General features: G+C 64.2%; 16 protein-coding genes and 1 tRNA gene. 5 read left to right on the plus strand and 12 right to left on the minus strand.

What is annotated here, in order from left to right; genetic code table 11:
- Positions 1–206: 206 nt before the first annotated feature.
- Both R4P47_RS22800 and R4P47_RS22805 read right to left on the minus strand, forming a co-directional pair.
- Positions 207–638, minus strand: coding sequence for a PIN domain-containing protein (locus tag R4P47_RS22800; protein WP_317785843.1), 432 nt, complete (start codon positions 636–638; stop codon positions 207–209).
- Between the two features lie 8 nt (positions 639–646).
- On the minus strand, positions 647–1,507 hold the full coding sequence (locus R4P47_RS22805; protein ID WP_317785844.1) for a hypothetical protein: 861 nt from the start codon (positions 1,505–1,507) through the stop codon (positions 647–649).
- Positions 1,508–1,647: 140 nt separating this feature from the next.
- Here R4P47_RS22805 and R4P47_RS22810 point away from each other — a divergent pair, with 140 nt between their 5' ends.
- Positions 1,648–2,334: a pyridoxamine 5'-phosphate oxidase family protein gene (locus R4P47_RS22810; RefSeq protein ID WP_317785845.1), complete on the plus strand. Its 687-nt coding sequence runs from the start codon at positions 1,648–1,650 to the stop codon at positions 2,332–2,334.
- On the opposite strand, the gene tgt is transcribed toward R4P47_RS22810, so the two are convergent.
- The 7 genes from tgt to R4P47_RS22845 form a co-directional block, all read right to left on the minus strand.
- Positions 2,288–3,526, minus strand: coding sequence for a tRNA guanosine(34) transglycosylase Tgt (tgt, locus tag R4P47_RS22815; RefSeq protein ID WP_094668999.1), 1,239 nt, complete (start codon positions 3,524–3,526; stop codon positions 2,288–2,290). The genes R4P47_RS22810 and tgt overlap by 47 nt on opposite strands.
- A 34-nt stretch (positions 3,527–3,560) precedes the next feature.
- On the minus strand, positions 3,561–5,507 hold the full coding sequence (locus R4P47_RS22820) for an ABC transporter ATP-binding protein (protein WP_317549082.1): 1,947 nt from the start codon (positions 5,505–5,507) through the stop codon (positions 3,561–3,563).
- An 8-nt stretch (positions 5,508–5,515) separates the two neighbouring features.
- The gene (locus R4P47_RS22825) at positions 5,516–7,246 is read right to left on the minus strand and encodes an ABC transporter ATP-binding protein (protein WP_317785846.1); all 1,731 of its coding nucleotides are present in this window, start codon (positions 7,244–7,246) and stop codon (positions 5,516–5,518) included.
- Positions 7,247–7,336: 90 nt separating this feature from the next.
- Complete coding sequence (locus R4P47_RS22830; RefSeq protein WP_317785847.1) at positions 7,337–9,625, minus strand: MMPL family transporter; 2,289 nt, start codon at positions 9,623–9,625, stop codon at positions 7,337–7,339.
- A gap of 2 nt (positions 9,626–9,627) precedes the next feature.
- Positions 9,628–10,272 (minus strand): TetR/AcrR family transcriptional regulator, encoded by a 645-nt coding sequence (locus tag R4P47_RS22835; protein WP_411567381.1) that lies wholly within the window; start codon positions 10,270–10,272, stop codon positions 9,628–9,630.
- A gap of 86 nt (positions 10,273–10,358) precedes the next feature.
- Positions 10,359–10,817: an RrF2 family transcriptional regulator gene (locus R4P47_RS22840; RefSeq protein ID WP_300519677.1), complete on the minus strand. Its 459-nt coding sequence runs from the start codon at positions 10,815–10,817 to the stop codon at positions 10,359–10,361.
- A gap of 60 nt (positions 10,818–10,877) precedes the next feature.
- Entirely contained in the window at positions 10,878–11,513 is a 636-nt protein-coding gene (locus tag R4P47_RS22845; RefSeq protein WP_317785849.1) for a heme-binding protein, read from the minus strand.
- A gap of 109 nt (positions 11,514–11,622) precedes the next feature.
- On the opposite strand from R4P47_RS22845, the gene R4P47_RS22850 reads away from it, so the two are divergent.
- On the plus strand, positions 11,623–12,528 hold the full coding sequence (locus R4P47_RS22850; RefSeq protein ID WP_317549026.1) for a sterol desaturase family protein: 906 nt from the start codon (positions 11,623–11,625) through the stop codon (positions 12,526–12,528).
- Here the strand turns inward: R4P47_RS22850 and R4P47_RS22855 are convergent.
- The gene (locus tag R4P47_RS22855; RefSeq protein WP_300519657.1) at positions 12,509–13,198 is read right to left on the minus strand and encodes a YceI family protein; all 690 of its coding nucleotides are present in this window, start codon (positions 13,196–13,198) and stop codon (positions 12,509–12,511) included. The genes R4P47_RS22850 and R4P47_RS22855 overlap by 20 nt on opposite strands.
- Before the next feature lie 120 nt (positions 13,199–13,318).
- Here R4P47_RS22855 and R4P47_RS22860 point away from each other — a divergent pair, with 120 nt between their 5' ends.
- The 3 genes from R4P47_RS22860 to R4P47_RS22870 are packed head-to-tail and all read left to right on the plus strand — an operon-like array spanning position 13,319 to position 15,756.
- Positions 13,319–14,329 carry a PHP domain-containing protein gene (locus tag R4P47_RS22860; protein WP_317785850.1) on the plus strand — a complete coding sequence of 337 codons (1,011 nt, stop codon included), beginning with the start codon at positions 13,319–13,321 and terminating at the stop codon, positions 14,327–14,329.
- Positions 14,326–15,240, plus strand: coding sequence for an alpha/beta hydrolase (locus tag R4P47_RS22865; protein WP_317785851.1), 915 nt, complete (start codon positions 14,326–14,328; stop codon positions 15,238–15,240). Before R4P47_RS22860 ends, R4P47_RS22865 begins: the two co-directional genes overlap by 4 nt.
- Positions 15,241–15,276: 36 nt before the next feature.
- The gene (locus tag R4P47_RS22870; RefSeq protein WP_317785852.1) at positions 15,277–15,756 is read left to right on the plus strand and encodes a hypothetical protein; all 480 of its coding nucleotides are present in this window, start codon (positions 15,277–15,279) and stop codon (positions 15,754–15,756) included.
- A 422-nt stretch (positions 15,757–16,178) separates the two neighbouring features.
- On the opposite strand, the gene R4P47_RS22875 is transcribed toward R4P47_RS22870, so the two are convergent.
- Positions 16,179–16,268: transfer RNA gene (locus R4P47_RS22875), tRNA-Ser, on the minus strand.
- A 58-nt stretch (positions 16,269–16,326) separates the two neighbouring features.
- Positions 16,327–16,524 carry a CsbD family protein gene (locus tag R4P47_RS22880; protein WP_149407217.1) on the minus strand — a complete coding sequence of 66 codons (198 nt, stop codon included), beginning with the start codon at positions 16,522–16,524 and terminating at the stop codon, positions 16,327–16,329.
- Positions 16,525–16,539 lie beyond the last annotated feature (15 nt).

A 16,539-nucleotide genomic window follows, 5' to 3' on the forward strand; every position in this document is an offset into this window, starting at 1 on the left:
GGGTGGGGACTTTTATCTGGCCACCAGTGGGGACCTCGACCTGGCCACCAGTGGGTACTTTTTCATGGCCACGGACACCACGTACGCCCCGGCTGCGCGAGACGGACGCCACCACCGACAACGCGCATCCTCAATAACGCGCCACGGTGGTCCCTACCCTCTGGCAATCAGGTGGTCCCATCAACCTGGCAAGCGACAGCGGGCGCTCAACCTCCCAGTAGAGCCAAGTCCGGCGCTCCCGCATAGATGCCGTCAAGGCTCAGCAACGGCACCTCCTTGGAGATCGCGCATGCTGCAATCCAGCGATCGCCGGTGTGAATCTTGTCGTGCAGCGCATGACCTACACGCCTGCATGCAGCGGTCAAAGACGCGTAAGCATCCACGACTCCAGTGTCGATCGAAATCGTAGGGGCCGAATCGAGCTTTGCCCGGGTGTGAGCCAATTTGCGCTCACCCCAATTGCCCACCATCGCTCCCGCGAGTACCTCTGCCCTCGTCTGGAAGGCAATCACAACCTGAAGTCCAGCCAGTTGTGCACGGAGTTGTTCGACAGGAAGGCCACGATTCGCAGCCTTGACCGGGTCGATGTACAGGATGCTGAATACGTCGGTATCAACGAGAACAGCACCCCGACTCACGGGCCGGGTCATAGACCGATAGCCGCAAAGAACGCGTCAGCTTCATCGTCGCTCACCCCGTCTATCCCCCCGGGCTCGATACCGGATGCAGCAGCCAGGATGTCTTCGAGGGAGACCGGGTCGGAGACACCTGTCTCCGCTATTGCTTCAGGAAGGGCAACCATCCTGGCGTTCAACAGCCTCTTCAACTGTCCGCCCGCGTCGGCTTCCGGGCTACCGGTAACGGTTACGTACCTGCCGAGCAACGGACCGAGTCCCGAGTCGTCGGCCACGTCGGGGAGAGCGACCTGGTTGCCGGCGTCATCCTCCACCTGAAAGCGGTGTGTATGTAGGTTCGCCGAGTACAGGCGTCCGATAAAGGTTCGGAGTTCGGTCGACACGCCAGTTGCGACCTGCCAGGTCTCGGGTCGAAGTGCAGCCGTATCGAATGTCTGCAAGGTCAGTCCATCGGCTTTGAACTCGACCTCCGGAGCAGCACGACGAAGCGCCGATGCCAATTCGCCAGCCGCGCTCGAAAGCGAATCACTCACCCAGTCCGGCCGATGGTCGAGACCGATCGATTCCACCAACTTCTGGAATGTTGCGTCGAAGCCTTCCTCGTCTGCCAGATCGAAATCCAACGCATCCGCACCAGCTCCTGCGCGGCGAACAAGAAGTTTGGTGCTGCCAGGGGTCAACCCGATGACCAGATTGGCAACCCGGTGCACTCGTGAGGGTGCGCGGCCGAGCCGATCGGCATCGGTCTCGCTTCGGCCGATACTCATAGCAACTGCCTTGAGACCCATTACGAGAGCAATCAGGTCGTTGGCATCCAGCTCGCCCTCAGGTGCAGTCACTCCCTTCAGTCGAAACTCGAACTGAGTGGTCACGGCTATCACCTTCTCACTGGGGCGCATTCTGACGTCTTCGTCCATTGTGCGCGATCGACACATATCCCGCGTCGAAGATCATTGCAGTTGCCTCCGACACGTCCATTGCCGCGAGGCCCCGGTGTCCTAAGGTGACACCCGTGCCGCAGAGCAACCACTATCACCACTTGATGTTCGGCCCTGCTGCGATTGCGCGGCAGAAGGTCGACGGCAGTTACACCGCCTACGGCTCACAGACCGAACGACCAGATGACGGCCCGACGCCTCTCGACACTCGTGAGAAGGCCATGATTCGCGCGCTCGATCAGTTCCAGATCGCCACTGTCGCCGAGACCGGGTGGCCCTACATCCAGTACCGAAGTGGCCCGAAAGGCTTTCTGCAGGTTCTCGACGATCGCACGTTGGGTTTCGCCGATTTCGCCGGTAACCACCAGTACGTGACGGCTGCCAATCTCGATCACGACGATCGCGTCGCACTGCTTCTGGTGAATTACCCTCTGCGCCAACGCCTGAAGCTCTACGGACGGGCACGCACCGTCGAGGCGGCCGACGACCCCGAACTGCTGGACCGGCTGAGAAAGATCGGCGACATGACCGTCGCCGCCACGTGCGAACGAAGCGTCGTCATCGACGTCGAGGCATTCGACTGGAACTGCACTCGCAGCATCATCCCCCGGTACGACGCGGCCTACCTCGCGGAGCTGTCCGAGGTCTACCAGCGCAAGGCAGGCGAGCGGGAACAGGAACTGCTACAGCGCATTTCGGAGCTCGAAGATCAGCTCACGCAGTCTTCGACGCATAGAAGCGACCCAGAAACTCCGTCTTGAATTCTGCGAAGCGTCCCTGATCGATGGAGGCGCGAATGTCGTCGACCAGCTTGACCGTGAAGCGCTCGTTGTGGATGGTGCACAGCGTCGAGGCGAGCATTTCCTTGGCCTTGAACAGGTGATGGATGTACGCGCGGGTGTAGTGCGCGCAGGTGTAGCAGTCGCAGTTCTCGTCGATCGGGGTGAAGTCGCGTCGATGCTTGGCGGTGTTGATGTTGAAGCGTCCCGTCGGCACGTAGATCGCCGCATTACGTGCCACGCGTGAGGGATTGACGCAGTCGAACGTGTCGGCGCCGTTCTCGATGGCGGTGAAGAAGTCGTCCGGCTCGCTGATGCCGAGCATGTGCCGCGGCTTGTGTTCGGGCAGTTCCTCGTTCACCCACCGGGTGATGGTTCCCAGGTTCTGCTTCTCGAGTGCGCCGCCGATGCCGTAGCCGTCGAAGCCGCGACCCGTCTCTCCGGTGATGGTCTCGAGATCGTGTGCGGCCTTGCGTCGTAGATCCTCGTACTGCGCGCCCTGCACCACCCCGAACAGCGCTTGATACGGCTTGTCGGCGCGCTCGACGGTCAGTCGCTCGTGCTCGAGGACGCATCGCTTCGCCCACGCCTGGGTGCGGTCGACCGACTTCTCCTGGTAGCCGCGGGTATTCATCAGCGTGGTCAGCTCGTCGAACGCGAACATGATGTCTGCTCCGAGGCGATGTTGAATCTGCATCGACACCTCGGGGGTGAATCGGTGCTTGGAGCCGTCGAGGTGAGACTTGAACGTCACCCCGTCGTCGTCGACGTGCGCGAGGCGTTCCTTGCCCTCGGCGATGACGTCGTCGGACTGCACGCGCGTGGCGTCCATCGAGATGACCTTCTTGAACCCCACGCCGAGCGACATCACCTGAAATCCGCCGCTGTCGGTGAACGTCGGCCCGTCCCAGTTCATGAACTTGCCCAGCCCACCCGCCTCGTCGACGATGTCCGAGCCCGGCTGCAGATACAGGTGGTAGGCGTTGGCGAGCACCGCCTGCGCGCCGAGCTCCTTCATCGCCTCCGGCAGCACCGCTTTGACGGTCGCCTTGGTTCCCACCGCGATGAACGCGGGGGTGGCGATGTCGCCGTGCGGGGTGTGGATGGTGCCGGTGCGGCCCAGCTCACCGTCGAGCCGGGTGCCGATATCGAAGCCGAAACTGGAGGAACTCACCGCGTCAGTATGCCGCTGCGCGGCAGTGGTGCGGTTAAGTGCCCTCGGCGGCACCTATTCCTGCCACTGCGGCGCCAGCCGCATTCAGGCGGAAGTAGGCACCCTTGGCCGCGAGCAGTTCCTCGTGATTGCCCTGTTCGACGATGCTGCCGTTCTCCATCACCACGATGGTGTCCGCGTCGCGGATGGTCGAAAGCCGGTGCGCGATAACGAAGCTGGTGCGGTCGGTGCGCAGCTTCGCGGTGGCCTTCTGCACCAGCAGTTCGGTACGGGTGTCGACCGAGCTGGTGGCCTCGTCGAGGATGAGGATCAGCGGCTTGGCCAGGAAGGCGCGGGCGATGGTGATCAGCTGCTTCTCACCGGCGCTGACGTTGTTGCCCTCCTCGTCGATGATGGTGTCGTAGCCGTCGGGCAACGAGTGGACGAAGCGGTCGACGTAGCTCACTCGCGCGGCCTCGAGGATTTCCTCCTCGCTGGCACTCGGGTCGCCGTAGGCGATGTTGTCGCGAATGGTTCCGCCGAACAGCCAGGTGTCCTGCAGCACCATTCCGGTGCGAGCGCGTAGTTCCTCGCGGGTCATCTTGCGGGTGTCGACGCCGTCGAGGGTGATTCGGCCGGAATCGATCTCGTAGAACCGCATGATGAGGTTCACCAGGGTGGTCTTGCCCGCGCCGGTCGGTCCGACGATCGCGACCAGATGCCCGGGATCGGCCACCAGCGAGAGGTTCTCGATGAGCGGGCGGTCGGGAGAGTAACCGAACGAGACGTCCTCGAATTCGACGCGTCCTCGGCGCTCGGTTGGACGCACCGCATCGGCCGGGTCGGCGTCTTCTTCCTCGGCGTCGAGGACCTCGAAGATGCGCTCGGCCGACGCGACACCCGACTGCACCAGGTTCACCATCGAACCCACCTGCGTGAGCGGTTGCGTGAACTGACGCGAGTACTGGATGAACGCCTGCACCTCACCGAGCGTGAGCGTGCCCGACGCGACCCGCAGCCCGCCGACCACGGCGATGACCACGTAGTTGATGTTCCCGAGGAACATGATGACGGGCATGATCATGCCGGAGATGAACTGCGCCCGGAAGCTCGACTGGAACAACTTCTCGTTGCGCTCGCCGAATTCGCGCTCCACCTCGGCCTGACGACCGAAGGCCTTGACGATCTCGTGGCCCGTGTACGTCTCTTCGATCTGCGCGTTGAGTTTGCCGGTGTGCTTCCACTGCGCGACGAAGTGCGGTTGTGAACGCTTGGCGATGACGGCGGTCACCGCGAACGACGCCGGAATGGTCAGCACCGCAACGAGAGCCAGCAACGGCGAGATCCAGATCATGACGCCGAGGATGCCCAGGACGGTGAGAATGCCGGTGATCAACTGACTGAGCGTCTGCTGGAGGCTCGTGGAGACGTTGTCGATGTCGTTGGTGACGCGGCTCAGTGTCTCGCCGCGAGCATGGTTGTCGAAGTACTTGAGCGGCAGCCGATGCACCTTCGCTTCGACGCTGCCGCGCAGCAACAGGATTCGACGCTGCAGCGCGATGTTGAGGATGTATCCCTGCGCCCAGGCCAGCACCGCAGAGAGCACATACAGAACCAGGACCCACAACAGCACGGTTCCCACTGCACCGAAGTCGATTCCGGCTCCTGGGGTCAGGTTCGTCCCGGACACCAGATCGGCGACGGAGTCGTTCCCCTCCGCCCGGAGCTGGTCGATGGCCTGGTCTCGGGTCAGACCCGGATCGAGCTCGCGACCGACGACGCCGTTGAAGATGAGGTCCGTCGCGTGTCCGAGGACGCTGGGTGCCGCGACGGTCAGCACGGTGCTGGCGATACCGAACGCCAGCATCACCGACAGGAGCAGTCGCTCGGGAGCGAGCAGGCCCACCAGACGCTTGAACGAACCCTTGAAGTTGCGGGCCTTGGTTCCCGGCTTCACAGTCTTGGAGACGGGGGCGATCTCCTCCTCTTCCGTCTTCTCCACCTGCGCGGTCACAGTGCACCCACTGCGTGCTGCGAGTCGACGATCTCGGCGTAGGTGGGGCAATCGGCCATCAATTGGTCGTGGGTACCCACACCTACCGGCTTTCCGTCGTCGAGTACGAGTATCTGATCGGCGTCGATGATGGTCGAGACGCGCTGAGCGACAACGATCATGCAGGCATCTCTCGTCACTGCCTTCAGAGCCCCGCGCAGATTGGCGTCGGTGGTGAGGTCGAGTGCGGAGAACGAGTCGTCGAACAGATAGATGCTGGGTTTGCGGACCAGCGCGCGGGCGATGGCGAGGCGTTGCCGCTGACCGCCGGAGACCGTCGTACCGCCCTGCGCTACGGGAGTGTCCAATCCCTCCGGCATGGCGCGGACGAAGTCAGCTCCCTGGGCGATCTCGAGTGCCTCCCACAGTTCCGCGTCGGTGGCGTCGGACTTGCCGTAGCGCAGGTTGCTCGCGATGGTGCCCGAGAACAGGTACGGCTTCTGCGGGATCAGACCGATCTCGGAGCGCAGCAGATCCAGATCGAGTTCGCGGATGTCGACTCCGCCGACGCGAACCTCACCGCCGGTGACGTCGATGAGTCGCGGAATCAGGTTGACGAGGGTGGACTTTCCCGAGCCGGTGCCGCCGATGATGGCGGTTACCTTGCCGGCCTCCGCCCGCAGGTTCACTCCGCACAGCACCGGATATTCGGCACCGGGAAAAGAGAATTCGGCGTTCACGAGCTCGACCGTTCCCGGCGAGGCAGCGAAAGTCTTGGGCTTGTCCGGCAACACGACCGACGATTCGGTCGCCAGTACCTCACTGATGCGATCGGCACACACCGACGCGCGGGGAACCATCATCGCGATGAAGGAGGCCATCATCACCGACATGAGAATGAGCATGATGTAGCTCAGAAGTGCTGTGAGAGAGCCGATCTGCATCGTGCCGTCATCGATCGCATGGCCACCGAACCAGATGACGGCAACGCTGGTGACGTTGCTGATGAGCATGACCGTCGGGAACATCAATGCCATGAGCCGTCCGACGCGCAGGGCGGTATCGGTGAGCGCGGCGTTGGCCGACCCGAAACGGTCGATCTCGAAATCCTCGCGAACGAAGGCTCGCACCACGCGAATTCCGGTGATCTGCTCGCGCAGGACACGATTGACGGCGTCGATACGCTTCTGCATCGAGCGGAACGCCGGGACCATCTTGACGATGATCAGGCCCATGGAGATCGCGAGCCCCGGCACCGCGATCATGAGGATCCACGACAACCCGAGATCCTCGCGCAGCGACATCACGATGCCACCGACGCACATGATCGGTGCCATCACCACGATGGTGAACCCCATGACGATCACCAGCTGCACCTGCTGAACGTCGTTGGTGTTGCGGGTGATCAGCGACGGCGCTCCGAACTGGCCGACCTCACGGGCGGAGAACGTGCCGACGCGATGCAGGATGGCACCGCGCAGGTCGCGTCCGACACCCATGGCCGCGCGCGCACCGATGAACACCGCGGCCATCGAGCTGATGATCTGCACTGCCGAGACCAGCAACATGACTCCGCCGGCCGAGAGGATGTAGCCGGTGTCGCCGGTGGTGACGCCCTTGTCGATGATGTCGGCGTTGAGACTGGGCAGGAACAGGGCGGCCAGCGTGGCCACGAGTTGCAGCAGAATCAACGCGACGATCGGCATCTTGTACGGAGCCAGATACGTGCGCAGCAGGGGGATCAGCATGATGACCGAAGATTACTCGTACACATGGATAACAGTCTCTCCGTTCGAGTATTACGGGTAATCTTCGGCCTCTCAGCTGCGACGCGAGTACTACGCGCGCTTCTCCGGGGCCGTCTTCAGCTTGGCACCTTCGATGTCGACGTTGGGCAGAATCTTGTCCAGCCACTTCGGCAGCCACCAGGCCTTGTCGCCCATCAGCGCCATCACCGACGGGATCAGCACCATGCGCACGACGAAGGCGTCGAAGAACACGGCTGCGGCGAGCGCGAATCCGATGGACTTGATGAACGAGTCCGGCTCGGCGATGAAGGCGGCGAACACCGAGATCATGATGACTGCGGCCGAGGTGACCACGCGTGCGCCGTACTTGAAGCCGTTGACGACGGCGTCCTTGGCGGCGGCTCCGTGCACGAACTCCTCACGCATCCGCGAGACGAGGAACACCTGGTAATCCATCGCCAGGCCGAACACCACACCGATGAGGAAGATCGGCATGAAGCTGACGATCGGCTGCGGGTTGGAGATCAGGCCCAGCCCGCCCTCTTGGAAGATGAACACCGTGGCACCGAACGTCGCGAGCACGCTGAGCAGGAAGCCGAGTGTCGCGGTCAGCGGCACCAGGATCGAGCGGAACACGAGCATCAGCAGCACGAACGCCAGGCCGACCACCACTGCCAGGTACGGAATCAAGGCGTCCTGCAGTCGTTCGGAAACGTCGAGCTCGAGCGCCGTCTGACCGGTGACGCCGTACGAGACGCCGTCGCTGGCCTGCACGCCCGGTTCGGCGTTGCGGATGTTGGCCACCAGGTCCTTGGTCTGCTCGCTGTTGGGCGAGGAGGACGGGGTGACGAGGATCTGAGCGGTGTCACCGGCCGGGTTGACGGCGATGATCTGCGCGTTGGTGACGTCGGACTGACCGGTGATGGTCTCGACGACCTTGCCGAACGAGGCAGTCCGGTCGGCCTCGGCAACGCCGGACGCGTCGGCGATGACCAGCAACGGTCCGTTGCGTCCCGGCCCGAAGCCCTCGTCGACGACGTCGTAGGCCTGACGTGCGGGCGTCGACGGGTCGGCGGTGGCCGTGGACGGCAGCGCCAACGACAGGCTGGTGGCCGGTCCCGCGATGACACCGAGCAGAACGATGCCGCCGATGAGACCCAGCGCGGGCCTCTTGACCAGGAACCGCGCCCAACGCAGTCCGTTGGTGGCCTTGGCGTTCGGGTCCTCGGGATCGGTGGTGTTGACGAACTTGACCTTGCCCGCGAAGGCCTTGCCCTTGTAGAGACCGAGCATGGCCGGCAGGAACGTCAGTGCGATCAGGACCGCGATGAACACCGCGAATCCGGCTGCCGCACCCATCTGGGACAGGAACGGAATGCCGACGACGCGCAGCGCGACGAGGGCGATGAGCACGGTCGCGCCGGCGAACACGACGGCCGAGCCTGCGGTTCCCACGGACCGTCCGACAGCTTCCTCGCGGTCGTCGGTGAGCGTCAACTCGTGTCGATAGCGGGCGAGAATGAAGAGCGAGTAGTCGATGGCGACGGCCAAGCCGATCATGATGGCCAGAACCGGCGTGAACGACGACAGGTCGGCGAAACCGGATGCCGTGGTGATCGCCAGACTCGAGATGCCGATACCGACGATGGCGGTGATGAGCGGCAGGCTGGCGGCCGCGGCGGAGCCGAACATGATGAGAAGCACGACTGCGGCGACGGCGAGACCGACGAGTTCGGACGTTCCACCGGGCGAGACGTTCTCCTGTGCGACGGTGCCGCCGAGCAGAACCGTCAGGCCTGCGTCACGGGCGGGCTGCGCGGCCTCGTCGAGCTGGGTGCGGATCTCATCGGTGACGTCGGCCAATTCGACGTTGATCGGCACGGTGACCGTGCCGACGTTGCCGTTGGGGCTCAGCGGTGACGTGGCAGCGGCGTCGGCGGCTACCTGATCGGCCGGGGTGCCTGCCTCCGTTGCCGCTTCGGTGTACCGCTCGATGATCGACTGGTTGGCTGCGACCGGATTGGCCAGTGCCGGAGCGCCTTCCGCAGGCTTGGCCGCGTCGATCTTCTCGATTTCGGCGATGCTGGCATCGATGGCCGAGGTGTACTGCGGGGTGTCCAGCGTCTGCCCGTCGGGTGCCTGGAACACGTACTCGGCACTGACCGCGGTGAGCGGATCCTCGGCGTTGCCGAAGCGCTCCTCCTGCAGGTCCAGTGCGGCTTGGGCGGGCGTACCCGGAATGGAGAACGAGTTGACCGTCGGGCCGGACAGCGTCGCTGCGCCCACCCCGGCGAGAACCAGAATCGCCAGCCACAGTCCGAGGACCATGCCCTTGCGTCGGTACGCGAATCTTCCGATTCGGTAGAGATAGGTGGCCACTGTCAAGCTCCTCGGTTGTGTTCGGACGAGTGGGGGTGGGGTTCGGGAAGTCCCGCGCGGAGTTGGTCGAAGGCGTCCTCGATGAGCGCCCTCGGCGTCGATGCGCCTGCGGAGTCGGTGACCCAGATGTTCAGTGCTGCAGTGACGGCACCACCGACGGCCATCTGGAGCAGGTTGGGGTAGAGATCGGTGTCGATATCGGTGCCGGTTCGTTCGGCGATGGCTTCGCCGAGTTTGCGGGTCAGCGATTGGTGCATCTCGAGCTTGCGGGCCATCAGGGCGGGGTTCGCTTCGATCAGCCGCGCTGCCGCAAAGGTGTCGTCCAGATCCCGGCCGGGGTCCGCGACGAGGTCGATTGCGATGTGCCGCAACGAGTCCCAGATCGGTTCGGTCGCCGGCCTGGCGCGCAGGAGCTCGAACCATTCGAGGGCAGACACCTCGATGTGATGGAGAACTGCTTCTTCCTTGCTGGAGAAGTAGTTGTGGAACGTACGGGTGGAGACTCCCGCTTCGTGCGCGATGGCGTCGGCGGTGACCGCGTCGATGCCGTGCTCCTTGCCCAGACGCACGGCGGCCATGCCGAGTGCGTCGCGGGTTGCGGCCTTCTTCAGATCACGAAGGCCCGTCGGAGAAGTCACGACTACCAACCTACGGAACTTGCACTGTTCTGCAAGTTTGCAGTGATGTGCAATATTGTCGATCGTGCCACACCGAAGATCGGATGTGACTCACGTCATCGACGAGCCCATGCGGTCGGCTCGCTGATGAGCTCCCCCACGAAGTCCGGTAAGTCGTTCTCGACGATGTCCGCCAGCGAGACCGCCTCGAGCACCGCCCGCAGATTGGCGCGTACGGCGAGCCACACCCGGGTGAGCGGCTCGGCCGGGCCGGAGTACTCCGCATCCTCGGGTCGCTGACCGCGCACCGACGCCAACGGGCCCTCCACGGCCCTCATCACGTCGGCAACAGAAATGTCCGACGCCTCCCGCGCCAGCCAGTAGCCGCCGTCGGGTCCCCTTCTACTGCACACCAGATCTGCTCGACGCAGATCGGAGAGCACCGATTCGAGAAACTTGTGCGGAATTCCCTGCGCCAGGGCCAGTGCCTCGGCCTTCGCGGGTCGCTGCCCACCGACCGCCGCGAGTTCGACGAGCGTCCGAACTGCGTAGTCCGCCTTCGCCGTGATGTGCACGCTCAATTCCTACCATTGCAATAGGGAATTAGCGAGCAGTTGCCGGAATGCCCCGAAGCGTCAGGAACCGTCCGGTATCGCCACGACCACCTCGTTGCGACGTAGCGGCGGCAAGGTCCACGGAGGATCGTAGAACCAGGTCATCGGCTCACCGAGCATCTCGATGCCGTGTGCACGCAGCGCTTCGACCAACGCGGCCATCTGTGGTTCGACGTCGCCCCGGCTGCGACCTCCGCTGAAACGCAGCACGGCCACCGTCTCCGCCGGGACCTCCGTCAATGTCACCCGGTCGTCGTCGGGCGTGGGCAGCGTGTCCATCGTCCACTCGGCCGGCATGAAGAACCGGACGACCCAGCCGTCGTTGCCGGGCGTGCTCGACACGGGGGCAGTCATCGCGATCTTCCTTGAGCCTGCGGGCGACTGACTGACGGGAGCGGTCATGGCAACCTTCTGCTTGCCCCCGTTTCCACCGAATATGTACCCGGCGAGCCGACGGAAACCTTCCTGGCGTGCCTCGTCCTCATCGGCGTCGACCGTGGTCTGCGCCGCGATGCGTGGTGAGTAACGGCGGATCTCCACCGCATCGGTCAGTCGACGGCTCGTGTGCGGCGGTTCCTCGGTACCGACCCGAATGCCGACGACACTCAACACGGACTCGCCCACCTGCCCGACCGTGGACGCGATTTTCTGCAACATGTCCGACTCCGCTCCCTCGACCGATGCGTGCGCCCTCCACGGTACGAGCCGTAGGAAAGTAGGGCAGGCAGCGTTACACTCAACCTCTCACTGTCACGCGGGAGGTTCGATGAGCGACTGGATCGGTTCGGCGTGGAATGCACTGCCCGAACCGCTGCGCGACCCCGTCGCGCTGGCCATTCCCGCATTCGCGCTGCTGCTGGCCATCGAGTGGATTGCCGCCGCGAAGCTCGAAGACGGCTCTCGCGGCAGCTACTCCGCCAGGGATGCGCGCGCCAGCCTGAGCATGGGCCTGGTGTCGATCGCGACCACCACGGCATGGAAGGCGCTCGCCCTCGTCGGCTACACCGCCATCTACGTCTACGTTGCGCCGTGGCATCTCCCGGCCGACGCCTGGTACACGTGGGTGATCCTGATCCTGGGCGTCGACCTGCTGTTCTACGGCTATCACCGCATCGCGCATCGCACCCGACTGATCTGGGCAACCCATCAGGCTCATCATTCGAGCGAGTACTTCAACTTCGCCGCAGCGCTGCGACAGAAATGGAACAACAGCGGCGAGGTCATCATGTGGCTACCGCTCCCGCTGCTGGGAATGCCGCCGTGGATGGTGTTCGTCGGCTTCTCGATCAACCTCGTCTACCAATTCTGGGTCCACACCGAGCGCATCGACCGACTGCCGCGTCCGTTCGAGTTCGTCTTCAACACGCCCTCGCATCATCGCGTCCATCACGGCCGCGATCCTCAGTATCTCGACAAGAATTACGGCGGCATCCTCATCGTCTGGGACCGACTGTTCGGCACCTACGCCGAGGAAGTCGAGCGCCCCAACTACGGCCTCACCAAGCCCATCGACACGTTCAACATCTGGACCCTCCAGACACACGAATACCGCAACATCGCACGGGATGTCGCGGCATCGCGGTCATGGAAGGAACGCGTCGGATATCTCGTCGGGCCGCCGGGATGGACGCCTGCGGCCGCGAGAGAACGCGCTACTGCTGACTCAGATTGATCAGGAAGTCGACGGTTCCCGAGCCCTCCACGGTGACGAAGCCGAGCGACGGCGGTTCGATGCCGTAATCGGCCCACGTCGTCGGAATTGCGCCCGACGCGATGAGCGTGTCACCGGACTGCAGCACCTCCATCTGCACCGAGACCGGACGCGTCTGGTCCTTGAGCGTCAATGTGCCCTCGGCGGTGACGGTTTGGGTGGTGCCGTCCTTGGGCAGCGAGGACAGGTCGATCGGCGAGTCGATGTCGAACGTGGCCGTCGGGTAGGCGGCGGTCTCGAAGATGTTGCCGCGGAACTGGCTGTCCCGACGATCGCTGTCGGTGGTGATCGAATTGGTCATCACGACCACCTGTCCCTCGGTGAGGGTGTCGTCGGCGATGACGACGTTGCCCGAGACCTCGGTCGTCGACCCGACCACAGTGACATCGGACCCGTTGAGCAGTTCGTCGACGGTATAGCCCGCGGCGGTGGCGTTGGCAGCGTCACCTGGGGTGACGATCCACCGTCCATCGATGCTCTCGGTGCTGGCGGCCTGCGCGCCCGAGGTGGACACCGATGCTGCCGGTGCGTCGTCTTCCTGGAGCGATGCGTAGATCTTGGGGCCGAAGTACAGCCCGAGCGCCGCCACGACGACAACAACCACTCCGACGATCCACCATTTCTTGGTCATGACTGCCGATGGTAGTTGCAGCTTCAAGCCTATGGGGAGTGAGCGACCTGGTAACTCCCTGAGAGTTTTGTCCGTTTACCCCGTGAACGCGTGTCGGTACCGCCAGGCACAATGGAACGCATGGATCCGGTGGACGCACTTCGAGAGATCGGGTACTGGCTCGAGCGCTCACGTTCGGACACCCACCGCGTCAAGGCCTACCGTAGGGCCGCCGATGTCGTCGAATCCCTCACGCCCACACAGCGATCCGAGCACGAGAAGGACGACAGCTGGTCCTCGCTCGCCGGTATCGGAGCCAAGACCTCGCTGATCATTCGCCAGGCGCTCACCCAGGACGTCCCGGACTATCTCCGTGAGCAGCGAGATGCGGCAGAACCGATCGGCGACAACGAACTTCGCAGCGCATTGAAGGGCGATCTGCACACCCACTCCAACTGGTCCGACGGCGGCAGCCCCATCGAAGAAATGATGCGCACCGCCGCGCGGCTCGGCCACGAATACTGCGCTCTCACCGATCATTCCCCGCGCCTCAAGGTCGCCAACGGCCTCACCGCCGAGCGCCTGCGCGCACAGCTCGACGTCATCGCCGAGCTGAACGAGCGGCTCGCACCGTTCCGCATCCTCACCGGAATCGAAGTGGACATTCTCGACGACGGATCACTCGACCAGGACGAAGGCCTGCTCGCCGAGCTGGACGTCGTCGTGGCGAGCGTGCATTCCAACCTGCGTGCCGACTCCAAGACCATGACCAAACGGATGGTCACCGCCATCGCCAACCCGCATGTCGACGTGCTGGGCCACTGCACCGGACGGCTCGTCGAGGGTGGCCGCGGCACCAGGCCCGAATCGACGTTCGACGCTCCCGTGGTGTTCGAGGGCTGTCGCCAGTTCGGCACGGCAGTGGAGATCAACGCCAGGCCCGAGCGCCAGGATCCTCCGGAGCGACTGATCGACATCGCCCTCGAGCGCGACTGCCTGTTCTCCATCGACACCGACGCGCACGCACCCGGACAGCTCGACTGGCAGGGCTACGGCTGCATCCGTGCCGAAGCGCGCGGCGTCCCCGCCGAGCGCGTGATCAACACCTGGCCGCTCGCCGAACTGCTCGAGTGGACGGCGCAGCGCGCGTGAATCGTCGCCATTTCCTCTCCGGTCTGCTGACTGTCGCGTTGGTCGGCTGCAGTTCGGCCGACACCGACTCCTCACCGAGCACCGCCGAAACGTATTCGGCTGCGCTGCAACCGGTATCGGGCCCGGCCGGGGATCCCGTCCGACTGAAATACGGGTACGACTCGGACAACATCGGCGACCTCTACCTCCCGGACAACAACGCCAGCTCGCTCCCGGTGGTGGTGATGATTCACGGCGGCGGGTGGCAGGAAGACCTCGACCTGTCGTACTTCCAACAGATGTCGACGGCCATCGCCGACGAGGGCATCGCCGTGTGGAACGTCGAATACCGACGTGGCCCGAACAACTGGGCCAACACCCTCTCCGACGTCGACGACGCCACCGAGGCGCTGGCAACCGTCGTACAGGACGCAGCCGAGGGGCGACTCGATCTCGATCGCGTCCACGTCGCCGGACATTCGGCCGGTGGACAGCTGGCCGCATGGGTGGCCGCTCGACACCTGATGCCGGTCGATGCTCCCGGAGCGGAACCGAAGATCAAGCCCCGCAGCGCCACCATCATGGCCGGCGTCTTCGACATGAAGAGGGCGGCCGACATCGGCGGCGACAAGTTCGTGCCTGCCTTCCTCGGCGGCATGCCCAACGAAGTGCCCGGACGCTACAAGATCGCCTCCCCCATCGAATACCTCCCGCTCGACGTGCCGCTGACCGCACTGCACGGTGACGCCGACCAAACCGTTTCGGTGAATCAGAGCCGCGTCTACGTCGACGCTGCGATGAAGGCCGGCAGCACCGACCCCGAGCTCGTCGTTCTGCCCGGAGCGGGACACGGAGCGTTCCTCGACCCGAAGAATCGCGCCTGGTCGACGGCGCTGAGCACCATCACCGGACGTGCGCAGACCCTGCTTTGACGTCGGTGGTTCTGCCGTAGGTGGTACACAGTTGCGATGAACGGAAAAATCGCGACCGGATTGCTCGGGCTGATCGTGGCCGTCTCGATTGCCGGATGTGGCAACGACGCGTCGACCGAGGAAGCGTCGAGCACATCCGCCGCTGCTACGACCACCTCTGCTGTCGCCTCCACGCCGGTCCCGACCAGCACCACGGTCGAATCACCTGCGCCCGCGCCCGCTCCTGCGCCTGTGTCCGAGGTACCGCCTGCTGCCGAGGTACCGCCTGCTGCCGAGCCTGCAGCTCCGACCGACGCGACCTCCGGCGTCACCGGTGAAGCGCTCTACCAGCAAACCTGCACCCAGTTTCTGCCGTCCATCGACGCGCTGGAGCAGACCGGAATCTCCGACCGCGCCGCCTCCGTCGAGGGTCTGCGCACCGAAATGACCACCGCGCCCAGCTGGAACGACGTGCCGCCCGGCGATCAGAACGAAATTCTGCGGGGACTCGACGCCGCAGGGGCGGGACAATGCTGAGCGTCTGAGTCGCGTGGGGTTCGGTTCTGCCCCGCCCCCCGCTCCCCGTCCTGCCTCGGTGATCCCGCGCCCCGCCCCGGTGATCCCGCAAACGCGCGCGCGTTCGCCAGGTGCGCGCGAAATAGACCCGAATCGATAGCGAATCCGAACGCGTCCGACGAATGCGCACGCATCTGCGCAGACTAGGCCGCCAGAGCCGCACCGTCGCCCTCGCTCACCCCCTAACCCCTCCGCCCAGCTCACCCCCGCCGCACCCCACCCCCGTGATCCCGCAAACGCGCGCGCGTTCGCCAAGTGCGCGCGAAATAGACCCCGGATCGATAGCGAATCCGAACGCGTCTGACGAATGCGCGCGCATTTGCGGCAAACCCCGGCCCAGCGCACAAAAAAACTCCCCACCTGCGTGAACAGGTGGGGAGTTTTGGCGGTGGCGGAGGGATTTGAACCCTCGGAGGGGGTGAACCCTCACACGCTTTCGAGGCGTGCTCCTTAGGCCGCTCGGACACGCCACCGCAGAAGACTGTACCGGAATGACGGCCTGAGGCTAAATCGCCTGCTCAGCGCGCAAATCTAGTTGCCGGTGAGCTTGTCCTTGATGTTCGAGGCTGCGTCCTTGACTTTCTCGGCACCGTCCTTGAATGCGGCCGAGGTCTGGTCGCCCTTGCCCTCTGCTTCGAGGTCCTTGTCTCCGGTGGCCGAACCTGCGGCTTCCTTGGCCTTGCCGCCGAGGTCTTCGGTCTTGTTCGAAACCTTGTCGCCGAGTCCCATGAGTGTCTCCTTCAC

Origin of the sequence: Rhodococcus sp. IEGM 1370, assembly GCF_033142325.1 — a bacterium.
In the GTDB taxonomy this organism is placed as follows: Bacteria; Actinomycetota; Actinomycetes; order Mycobacteriales; family Mycobacteriaceae; genus Rhodococcoides.

Excerpts from the sequence above, each read along its gene's own strand:
- R4P47_RS22825 (WP_317785846.1), bottom strand. The coding sequence starts at position 7,246 with ATGCTGATCCCCCTGCTGCGCACGTATCTGGCTCCGTACAAGATGCCG.
- R4P47_RS22845 (WP_317785849.1), bottom strand. The coding sequence starts at position 11,513 with ATGTTGCAGAAAATCGCGTCCACGGTCGGGCAGGTGGGCGAGTCCGTG.
- R4P47_RS22850 (WP_317549026.1), top strand. The coding sequence starts at position 11,623 with ATGAGCGACTGGATCGGTTCGGCGTGGAATGCACTGCCCGAACCGCTG.
- R4P47_RS22855 (WP_300519657.1), bottom strand. The coding sequence starts at position 13,198 with ATGACCAAGAAATGGTGGATCGTCGGAGTGGTTGTTGTCGTCGTGGCG.
- R4P47_RS22860 (WP_317785850.1), top strand. The coding sequence starts at position 13,319 with ATGGATCCGGTGGACGCACTTCGAGAGATCGGGTACTGGCTCGAGCGC.
- R4P47_RS22870 (WP_317785852.1), top strand. The coding sequence starts at position 15,277 with ATGAACGGAAAAATCGCGACCGGATTGCTCGGGCTGATCGTGGCCGTC.
- R4P47_RS22880 (WP_149407217.1), bottom strand. The coding sequence starts at position 16,524 with ATGGGACTCGGCGACAAGGTTTCGAACAAGACCGAAGACCTCGGCGGC.